An 11027-nucleotide genomic window follows, 5' to 3' on the forward strand; every position below is an offset into this window, starting at 1 on the left:
AAGTCCTTTTGTTGCATATTCATTAAGCTTTTTCTATATTTTTCACGTTTTCTGTCTTCTTAGTTATATCTGCATTACCTGCATTAACAACATTTGGGTTTACAACATCTTCTTCTATAATATCGTTGCAAACTTCAGCTTTAGTTAACAATCTTAAACAATTTGAAACTTTCTTATTAACTATACCAACGCCTAATAGAAGAAATGCAATGCCTCCATATACGCCAACTGGTTCAAATATCCCTGGTAGAAGCTGTGATGTCATTAATTCCTTTTTTACAGTAGCAGCAGCATAACCTTGAGCTACATATTGAGAAACTGTATTTTTAAATAAGTAGATATTATTAACTAACAATGCAACTCCCATGATTGCTACAATTGCTGCGATAATATACAAAACAATTGAAATAGCAGATTTCCCTAATTTTTTAGACCCATTTTTAGATTTAACATTCATAATAATTTGTCTCCATTTCCGCCCTTAAAGGCTATAATATAAATTTCAATTTAATGTTGGTTAAGCATAATCTTTTAGTATAACTTGTTAATGCAATAAATCTTTTACATTAACTTTCCTAAAAACCTCTTGCAGTACCTCTGCTTCTTATAATAATACTAACAAATAATTGTTGCATTTAAGTGTCAATATTGTTAACAATCTATTACCAAACTCTTGGAAAGCTTTAAAAACAAGCATTTCTTTTAATAATTTATTCATATAAAATTATATACATTTATTTTGTAAATTTTCGATGAATGATATGAAAAACGGGCTGCCTCCTTAAATGATATTTAATCATCTATTGGCACCCCCTTATATATTCTTATTTTTATATTTCTTTTCACCTTGCTCTATGGCACCTACTGGACATACATGCCCGCATAAATGACAACCGACACATTTGTCTTTAATTATGGAGGGAACTCGAAGATCACTTCCCCACTCAATTGCTTGATGTCCACCATCGCTGCAGGATATATAACATCTCCCACAACCTATACACTTAACATTATCAATTAATGGGTATATTATAAAATCTCTAGGTAACTCATCTGCGGGAACAACATTTTGAAGTGCTTTGCCTACTATATCTCCAACTGTCTCAAATCCTCGCTTCTCCATATAGTAAGAAATGCCACTAATTAAATCATAGATTATTCTGTAGCCGTATTGCATAACAGCAGTTGTAACTTGAAGGTTTGAAGCCCCGAGCAGAATAAATTCGACTGCATCCTCCCAGTTTTCAATGCCTCCCATACCGCTTATAGGGATATTTTTTAATTTATCACTTTTAGCTAAATCGTTTATAAATCTTAATGCTATAGGTTTAATAGCTTTTCCTGAATAACCAGAGACTGAGGATTTACCTTCAATAGAAGGATACGGAGCTAAGTTACCTAAATTAACCCTTGTAATACTTTTCACTGTATTTATAGCGGCGATGCCGTCAGCGCCTCCCTCAATTGATGCAACCGCAGGTATCACAATATTTCCAAGGTTTGGTGTCATCTTAGCTAGTATTGGAAGATTAGTTCCTTTTCTAGTTGCTTCGCAAAAGCTTTTTACTAATTCCGGATTTTGACCAACATCGGCTCCCATTTCTTCCTTTGCCATCTGAGGGCAGGAAAAATTGCATTCTATAATATCTGCTCCAACCTGCGTTACTAGCCTTGCAAGTTTAGTCCATTCTTCCTCTGTTTCACCCATAATGGATGCAATCAGGATCTTAGAAGGATACTTTTCTTTAAGTCGCCTCATCCAATTCAAATTTTGCTCTAAAGGATGGTCAGAGATTTGCTCTAAGTTTTTCATTCCTATAAAGTTCGTTGCCTCTTTTCCTATTACATCAAAGCGGGGAGAAACCTCCTCTGATATATAAAAACCAATCGTTTTAAATGCTACCCCAGCCCATCCCATTTCTAAAGCTTTTGAACACATTTCAAAATTACTACCTACAACTGAAGATGAAAGGAAAAATGGGTTTTCACACTTAATACCACAAAAATCTATAGATAAATCTTTACCTTTCATCCCCTACCTCCTCTTCTATTTTATTTGAATTACTAATATAATTCATAAGCATAGGTATTTTTATCGGTCTGTCAATTTTAGCTCTTATACAATTTTTCATACAGCTCATTTTATTGTGGCAGGCTTTTACGCAAGATCCATATTGAGATTCAAAATCTTGTGCTTTAACAGCAGCTGCCTTATTATTTTTAAATCTTAATGACAATATAATGCTTGCAGGATCCTTTCCTACTTCGCATTTCTTGCTACAAGGAGCATCAAAGCAAAGCAAACATCTGTTTACTTCTTCTTCAATAATAAATTTATTAATCATAATGTTACCTTACCTTTCTGCCTTTTCTTTTTAAGAGTTTCCCCCAGCCTGGCTCTCCTTTAAATTCTCCATTTTCAAATACTATTTTCCCTCTTGACAGCGTCATTACAGGATAGCCTTTAATTTTAGTTCCTTCCCAAATGGTATGATCAACATTGGAGTGCATATTTTCTTTTGTTATAGTAACTTCCTTCTCTGGATCATAAATCACTATATCTGCGTCACTTCCTGGAGCTATAGTTCCTTTTGCTGGAGCACACCCAAATATTTTTGCTGGATTCGAGGAGCATAACTCTACAACCTTATTAAAGGATAGTCTACCTTTATTTGCTTCACTAAGCATATATGGATACATATTTTCTACACCCATGCATCCATTTGGTATTTTAGTAAAATCATCTTTTCCCCAATCTTTCTCATAACTTTGGAATGGACAATGATCTGTTGCAATAGTCGCAATATCACCAGTTTTTATTCCTTCCCATAAAGCATCTTGGCTTTCTTGACCTTTTATTGGTGGAGAGCATACAAAATTTCTTCCATCTTCTCTTTTATAGACATCACTATTAAAATTCAAATATTGAGGACAAGTCTCTGCATATATTTCATACCCTTCACTTCTCGCCTTTTTAACTTCATCCATGCCTTCTTTATTAGCTAGATGAACTATATATAATGGTGCATTAAATGATTTAGCCCAATGTATAGCTCGCTTGTCAGCTTCTGCTTCTACAAATTCAGGTCTAGATAAATAATGATACCATGCAGATGTTTTGCCTTCACTTAAGTACTCTTCTATTCTTGAATCAATTAAATCTGCATTTTCGGCATGAACACTAATCATAGCTCCAGTTTCACTAGATTTTTTTAATGCTTTACAAAGCACAGCATCATCAACCATTAAACCTTCTTTTTTATATACCATAAAGACCTTAAAGCTTGGAATACCATAATCCACTGCACTTTGAAATTCTTCTAATACTTTAGGGGTAAGATCAGTTATAGCTACGTGAAACGCATAATCTACGCAAGCGTTGGGGGCACAAAGCTTATCTCTATTTTGGGCAGTTTGAATTATTCCATCTCCCTTTTGTTGAATTGCAAAATCAAACACAGTGGTTACACCTCCACATGCCGCAGCCCTTGTACCAGCTTCATAGTTATCTGATGAAACCGTGCCTCCAAAAGGCATCTGTAAATGTGTATGGGCATCTAAGGCCCCTGGAATTATATATTTACCCTTTGCATCTATAACCCTTGATAAAGGATCAATAATATCTTTACCTATAACAGAAATCTTTCCATCCTCTATACCTATATCAGCTATATAAGTATCAATTGCAGTTATTATTGTTCCATTCTTTATTACTAAGTCCATATTATACACATCTCCCATAAATTTTATAACTTCTGCGCATATAATCATGCACAGAAGTTATTATTTTAATTAACAAACATTAGTTTTTTCTATATTCTGGTCAGAAGAATTTTCTACTACTTCTGTTATTCTTACGCTTTCTTCTTCTGATAGGAGAGTAACTTTATCATTTTTCATAAGAAGCGTATATATTAGCATTCCTAAAAGAAATCCAATTATCCACCCACTATCAGCTAAGAAACCAAGACTTGGAACAAACTTTCCTATGATAGGAGGTATAGCTGCGAGTATCCAAGCGTATATAGCATTTTTGTTGACACCATTTTTGTACCAGTAACGTCCTTCACTGCCAGCAAACAGAGAATATACATCTATAACTTTTTTACGATGAATATAATAATCTGCAATAAATATACCAGCTAAAGGTCCAAGTAATAATCCATAAGTTCCGAGCCATCCAAAAATATATGCACTTGCTGTAGACATTAGTTTCCAAGGCATTATTGCTACTCCAAGAACCCCTGTTATAAGTGTTGCCTTCTTAAATGATATCTTCTTAGGGCTTAAATTTGATATATCATTAGATGTTGCCACTGCATTCGCTGCAATATTAGTCGTAAGTGTTGCAATTGTTATTCCTATTGCCCCTATTATAGCAGCCATAGGGCTATCTATCTTTTGAATAACCTGTACTGGATCCCATATAAATTCACCATATAAAACCTTTGTAGCTCCTGTTACAAATACTCCCACGAAAGAAAATGCAAGCATAGTTAAAGGCAATCCCAAAATTTGTCCTTTTGCTTGATCCTTTTGACTCTTTGCATATCTACTAAAGTCAGGAATATTCAATGAAAGTGTAGACCAGAATGCTATATTTGCTGTCAAACTTACCATAAATGTTTTCCAAAAATTTGTAGCTTTGTTTCCAACAGGCATATTGAATATATCTCCTACACTTTTTCCTGAACCTACTACTGATGTAAACGCCCAATACATTAAAGCCAAGGATATTATACCAAGTATTGGTGCTCCCCAAGATTCCATAAATTTTATAGCTTCAAGTCCTTTATATGCTATAGCTACATTTACTGCCCAGAATGCAAAGAAAGAAATCCAAATCCCAAGTGACCAATGCGCCCATGCTGGACTTAATGTAGAAAATACGGTATTTATTGCTTCTCCACCAATCCAGCATTGAATTCCAAACCAACCTGCACCCACAATTCCTCTTGCCATAGCCGCAATGTTTGAACCTCTCACTCCAAATGATAACCTCGCAAATACTGGGTACGGTATACCATATTTGGTACCTGCATGTGAATTTAACTGCATAGGAATTAATACTATAAGATTGCCGAGTGTAATATTCAAAAGTGCTTGCCACCAGGTTAAACCTGCTGCCATTATACCAGAAGCCATCATATATGTAGGTATGCAGACACACATTCCTATCCATAAAGCAGCAATGTTGTAAGCTCCCCAAGTTCTTTCTTTAATTTTTGTTGCTGCTAAATCAACATTATAATAAGGGCTATCTTTTACTTTACTTACTGCTGCATCTGTTAATTCAAACAACCCTCTAATTTCTCTTTGCGTCTTTACTACTTTTGACATATTATACTCCCCCTAACAATTAATTACCACTTAAGTGGTTCAAAAGCTTTATCTTCACAACCAATAACTTTTAAAAATATTGCTACATTGCCTATTAAAGCTTTTGATATAAAGTCAGTTCGTACCTTGTCGTATGGTGTATGAGCATATTGCTCCTGCATAGGTGAATATCCAATAGTTGGTTTTCTGTCTATGCCTGCAGTTTTACTAGCATCTGTTCCAAATTCCCAATATCCATATTTGACCGTTTGACCAACTTCCTTAAGACCTTCAGCCGCTGCTAATACAAAGGGATGATCTTCTGCTATTTTCCATGGACTCATATCTTTAACAGCTTCATACTCTACCCCTGTATAAGACTTTTCTAATGCAGCTTTCACCTTTATAGAAGCTTTAAATTCTGGATCTGTTTTAACTATTTGATGTATAAGTTTCTCTATTTCAGCTTTTGATGTTTCAGCAGTCTCTCCTGGAATAGTTCTCCTATCTATTGAAAGCATACATTTATCAGGTATAATGGACAATGCTCCTGGTGAGCATTCTATTATATTTATAGATATAGATGCTTTTCCTAATTTATCATCACAAGGAAGTGATGGATAAAGCTCATCTTTTATTTTACTTATAAGTGGTATTGCCTTATAAATAGAATTAACTCCAAGCCATGGCGAACTTCCATGACAGGTTCTACCATAAATCGTTGACAAAAACTCTACTCTTCCTCTATGTCCACAATAAATTTTTAATGAGGTAGCTTCGGAGGATACCATAGCATCATAATTTATTCCTTTTGCAGGAAATGTCTTATCAATAAGATGGATCATTCCCACCATTTCAGCTGGTTCTTCCTGTACAACTCCAGTAAACATATAGTTCCCTTTAAATCCATAACCTAAATATTTAAGTCTTGCGAGTATTCCACCTGCATATATTTGTGCGGCTTCTCCTGCCTTTACATCTGAAGCTGCCCGTCCATGAATACACTCTGCTATTTCTGTTACTGATTTATCCTGTGCATTTACTTCACATAAATCTATTTCCCCACCATAAGGATCGTACCCCTCCCAATTGTTTACATCTCCTGGGCTAACATGATCTAAATGAGAGTTATACATTATAGTTGGCCCCGGCTCGGTTCCTTTTACAATTCCAACAATGTTTCCCATATCATCTCTAAAGTATTCATCATATTCAAGCTTCCTCATTTCAGAAAGTATCAGGTCAGATACAGCTTTTTCTGTACTACTTATACTTGGAGTTTGTATTAACTTCTGAGTAAATTTTATAGTACCTGATTTAAACTCCTCACCTAGCTCTGTTATAACTTCAATTATATCTCTCATAAATTTAACCCCCCCCACCGTAAAATCTGTTTTTATCATGTCCTCAGGCCTATGACAATAAAACTCCTCAGATTTTCTAAATTAATTCTTCATCTACATAACTTAATACTTCATCAAGCATAACTAGAGCCTCTTTGAGCTCCTCTTCCTTTATAATTAATGGAGGTGCTACAATAATACAATTTTCATGAGAATAGGTAGAAAATCCTTTATCCTTTAATGCTCCTACAATTTTACCCATAATTTTATCTGGGTCTTTGCCGTAAGGAACTATTGCCTCTTTTGTAGCTTTATCCTTAACTAATTCCACTGCTGAAAATAAGCCTATATATCTTACATCACCTACTGATGCATGTTTTCCTTTTAATTTTTCTAGTTCTTTTCCCAATACTTTTCCCATAGCTTTGCAATTATCTATAAGGTTTTCATCATCATATACTTCTAGAGTCGCACAACCAGCTGCACAACTTAAAGGATGCGCGTTGTACGTAAGTCCACAATATAAAACATTATCATCAAAATATTTTGCTATTTTCTCATTTACTATAACTCCGCCTAATGGAACGTAACCGCAAGTTATACCTTTCGCGAAAGTAATCATGTCAGGTTCTAAATTCCAGTTATTGCACCCAAACCATTCTCCTGTTCTTCCCCATCCTGTCATAACCTCATCACACACAAGCATAATTCCATAATCGTCACATATTTTCCTTAGCCCTTGTAGATACCCCTTAGGAGGAATTATTACACCATTACTTCCAGTTATAGTTTCAATAAAAATTGCAGCTACAGACTCAGCACCTTCATATATAATTTGTTCTCGAAGTTTATCAACATAATATTTACTTGCTGCCTCCTCAGATTTAAACTCTATACCTTCTCTGTAAATGTATGGATCAAAGAATTTTACAAATCCAGGAATGCCAGGTTCACAAGTATAACGTCTTGGTTCTCCCGAAAGATTTGCTGCTCCATATGAAGCTCCATGGTAAGACCTATATCTTGAGAATACTTTATTTCTGCCTGTTACCATCTTCGCCATTTTTATTGCATTTTCATTAGATTCAGCTCCACTTAAAGTAAAAAATACTTTTGCCATGTTGCCTGGAGCTTTGTCTATTACTTTAGCTGCTAGCTTTGATCTAACATCCACTGCATAACCCGGTCCCATATAAGCCATCTTTTCAGCTTGTTGTTTTATAGCCTGGATAATTTTTTTGTTACCATGACCAACATTAAGGTTTACTAGTTGGGATGACATATCAAAGTATTTTTTCCCATCGCTATCCCAAAAATAAATACCCTCAGCTTTTTCTATTACAATCGGGTTTAAATTTCCTTGAGCACTCCAAGAATGCAGATTATATTTTTTATCTTGCTGTTTAATTTTATTAGCTTCTAAAATTTCCATATTTCACCCCTAATTAATATTTTTTCTACAATAGATTACTTTTCAACAATTCGGTCCAAAGGTCTTTTATGAAATAATTTTTTCAAAAGTTCCGGCAATAAAAAAGATAATACAGTTCCAAATATTAGAATCGTTGAAACTGAAGCAATAGTCGGAGTTATGTTATTTCTCATACTTTCCCACATAGCTATTGGTAGTGTTTTTGTATCAGTACCGGATAAAAATATTGTAACTGTTATCTCATCGAGTGATGTAATGAAAGCAAATAAACATGCAGATAACATTGAAGTTTTAATTTGAGGTAATATAATTTTAAAAAATACACCAAAGGGTTTTGAACCAAGTCCAGCAGCTGCAAGCTCAATGTTAGAATCTACTCCTTTAAGCCCTGCAGTTAATGTAATAAATACTATTGGTATCGCAAGCAAAGTATGCGACAATACAAGTCCTGTAATAGTATTGTTTAACCTAAGTGGTGCATAAAAATTATAAAGTGCTATACCTATAATTACAACCGGTATTACCATTGGTGCAACCATTAAAGCCATAAATGCTTTCTTGTATTTAAAATCTGTTCGAGAAACAGCCATCGCAGCTAGTGTTCCTATGATTACTGCAAATATCGCAGTTAAACATGCAACCCCAAGACTTCTAAAAAAGCATTCAATCCATTCTTCATTTTGAAGGAAATCTTGATACCACTTCGTTGAAAATCCGATTGGTGGAAATGTAAAATAATTCACGGATGTAAATGATAATGGTATTAATACTAAAATTGGAACTATTATAAAAAGCAATACCAATATTGCTATAATTGCAAGCCACATAATTAATCCTCCTTAAGTGCAGGATGGTTTCTCATTAAGAAGAGTAATCCACCAAGCAATACTAGTGTGATTAAAAATAATACTAATGCAAGAGCCGATGCTAAAGACCAGTTCAAAGTATTACTTATATTATTTTGAATAAGCATAGAAATCGTCATGTCCTGAGCACCACCAAGTAATGCCGGAGTAATAAAGTAACCTAAAGCAAGAATAAATACTAGCATTGATCCTGATAATATTCCAGGAACTGATAACGGGAAAAATATTTCCCAAAATGCTCTTGTAGGTTTTGCTCCCATTACTTGAGCTACTTGAACTAAATTTCTATCTATTCCTTCCATTGTTGAATATACATTCAAAATCATATAAGGAAGTAATACATGAGTCATTCCTATTAATACCCCTGTTGTGTTATACACCAAAGAAACAGGTTGACTTGTAATTCCCAAACTTTTTAGAATAGAATTAACTACCCCTTGATCTTGAAGTACTACTATCCAAGAGAAAGTTCTTACAAGTAAACTTATCCAAAATGGTATCATAATAAGTTGCAATATAACTTTCTTTAATTTAGGAGATTTTAATTTTATAATAAAGTAAGAAACCGGATATGAAAGTACTAAACAACTTATAGTAACTAAAAATGCAATTTTTAATGTAAGAAATATAACCTTTAAATATATTTGCTCTGTAAAAACCTGCGATAAATATTTCATTGTAAAACCATTTTCATCTACTACACTTAATTTAAATAGGTTTATCATAGGTATAAATGTAGTAATCAAAATAAAAGCTACCGGTAATAAAATCATAATCCATTTAGGATCTAACATTTTCTTTAATTTAATGGAAAAGGGTACATTTTCATTATGTATCCCTTTGTTTGTTTTTGAATATTCATGTTCCATAACTATACCCCCGAATCTTCTTATATTATTTTAAAAGCCATTTTTGGAAACGTGCATCTACAGCATTGAAATTGTCTGCCCACCACTTAATATCGGCAACAGTTTGCTTAGCGCTACTAGTTGATTTTCCTAGTCTAGTTTTAATTTCTTCACTTAATAATGGTAATGCCTTTGAATTAGTTGGACCATAGTCTACTAGCTTTGAAAATTCAGCTTGAGTTTCTGCTGTAGTACAGTAATTAATAAATTTCATTGCTAAATCTTTGTTTTTTGATCCTTTTGGTACTACCCAAGAATCTGCAAGTATTATAGCTTGATTATACTCAACGTCCACTGGAGAACCTTGTTTTTTAGCGGCAAGTACTCTTCCGTTCCAGGCTGCAGCTGCAGTAACTTCACCAGTTGCAAGTAGTTGTGGTGCTTGTGCTCCAGATGTCCACCATGATTTTACACTAGGCTTAATTTTATCAAGTTTTGCAAAAGCCCTGTCAACATCTAATGGATATAATTTATCTGGTTTAACTCCATCTGCAAGTAATGCAGCTTCTAAAGTACCCTCAGCAAATTTTTGAAAAGAACGAGCTCCTGGAAATTTCTTTGTATCCCAAACGTCACTCCAAGTCGTTGGGTGATTAGCAGCAGTAAAAGAATTTGTGTTGTATGAAATCGCAACAGCAAAGGTTTCAGATGCAATACCATAATCTGAAATAAATTTTTTATCTACACCATCAGTTTTTATTACATTATAATCAAGTTTTTCAAATAAATTATCCTTTGCTCCTCTTATAGCAAAATCCGCATCAACGTTAACAACATCCCATTCTATATTTCCTGATTGCTCCATCGCCTTAAATTTACCATAATCTGTAGGAGATACAATTTTAATTTTTACATTATATTTCTTTTCAAATGGTTCATACCTAGCTTTCTTACTAACGTCTGTATAATTTCCACCCCAGTCAACTACCACTAATTCCTTCGTTGCCGTAGTTGCAGTTTTAGATCCACACCCTGTAAGATTTAATATAAGCCCTAAACATAAAATACCCGTTAATATTTTTTTCATTTTAATATCTCCCCCTTAAACTAGATAGTGTTAACACTATCTTTGTTTTATTTATTTGAATCCTTGCATTAGCAAGGGTTTAAGCTACTTTTATAATAAAAAAAACAATGACCCCCTCTATTTGTTATAATT

At 34.1% G+C, this 11027-nt stretch carries 10 protein-coding genes; all 10 read right to left on the reverse strand.

The window, feature by feature from the left end; all coding sequences use genetic code 11:
- Positions 1-22: 22 nt before the first annotated feature.
- On the reverse strand, positions 23-457 hold the full coding sequence (locus tag LGK95_RS11305; RefSeq protein WP_226124890.1) for a hypothetical protein: 435 nt from the start codon (positions 455-457) through the stop codon (positions 23-25).
- Positions 458-814: 357 nt separating this feature from the next.
- A complete protein-coding gene (preA, locus tag LGK95_RS11310; RefSeq protein WP_226124891.1) occupies positions 815-2032 on the reverse strand; it encodes an NAD-dependent dihydropyrimidine dehydrogenase subunit PreA in 1218 nt (405 codons plus the stop codon).
- On the reverse strand, positions 2022-2345 hold the full coding sequence (locus LGK95_RS11315) for a hypothetical protein (protein WP_226124892.1): 324 nt from the start codon (positions 2343-2345) through the stop codon (positions 2022-2024). The genes preA and LGK95_RS11315 overlap by 11 nt, the downstream gene beginning before the upstream one ends.
- A 4-nt stretch (positions 2346-2349) precedes the next feature.
- The gene (gene hydA / locus LGK95_RS11320) at positions 2350-3723 is read right to left on the reverse strand and encodes a dihydropyrimidinase (RefSeq protein ID WP_226124893.1); all 1374 of its coding nucleotides are present in this window, start codon (positions 3721-3723) and stop codon (positions 2350-2352) included.
- A 69-nt stretch (positions 3724-3792) separates the two neighbouring features.
- Positions 3793-5340: an NCS1 family nucleobase:cation symporter-1 gene (locus LGK95_RS11325; RefSeq protein ID WP_226124894.1), complete on the reverse strand. Its 1548-nt coding sequence runs from the start codon at positions 5338-5340 to the stop codon at positions 3793-3795.
- Positions 5341-5363: 23 nt separating this feature from the next.
- The gene (locus tag LGK95_RS11330) at positions 5364-6683 is read right to left on the reverse strand and encodes a M20/M25/M40 family metallo-hydrolase (RefSeq protein ID WP_226124895.1); all 1320 of its coding nucleotides are present in this window, start codon (positions 6681-6683) and stop codon (positions 5364-5366) included.
- A 76-nt stretch (positions 6684-6759) separates the two neighbouring features.
- Positions 6760-8094 carry an aminotransferase class III-fold pyridoxal phosphate-dependent enzyme gene (locus tag LGK95_RS11335; protein ID WP_226124896.1) on the reverse strand — a complete coding sequence of 445 codons (1335 nt, stop codon included), beginning with the start codon at positions 8092-8094 and terminating at the stop codon, positions 6760-6762.
- A 35-nt stretch (positions 8095-8129) separates the two neighbouring features.
- Positions 8130-8921 carry an ABC transporter permease gene (locus tag LGK95_RS11340; RefSeq protein ID WP_226124897.1) on the reverse strand — a complete coding sequence of 264 codons (792 nt, stop codon included), beginning with the start codon at positions 8919-8921 and terminating at the stop codon, positions 8130-8132.
- 2 nt (positions 8922-8923) lie between these two features.
- Positions 8924-9829 carry an ABC transporter permease gene (locus LGK95_RS11345; RefSeq protein ID WP_226124898.1) on the reverse strand — a complete coding sequence of 302 codons (906 nt, stop codon included), beginning with the start codon at positions 9827-9829 and terminating at the stop codon, positions 8924-8926.
- Positions 9830-9854: 25 nt separating this feature from the next.
- Positions 9855-10895, reverse strand: coding sequence for an ABC transporter substrate-binding protein (locus LGK95_RS11350; protein ID WP_226124899.1), 1041 nt, complete (start codon positions 10893-10895; stop codon positions 9855-9857).
- Between the last annotated feature and the right edge of the window lie 132 nt (positions 10896-11027).

The organism is Clostridium algoriphilum (assembly GCF_020443705.1).
GTDB lineage: Bacteria > Bacillota > Clostridia > Clostridiales > Clostridiaceae > Clostridium_AD > Clostridium_AD algoriphilum.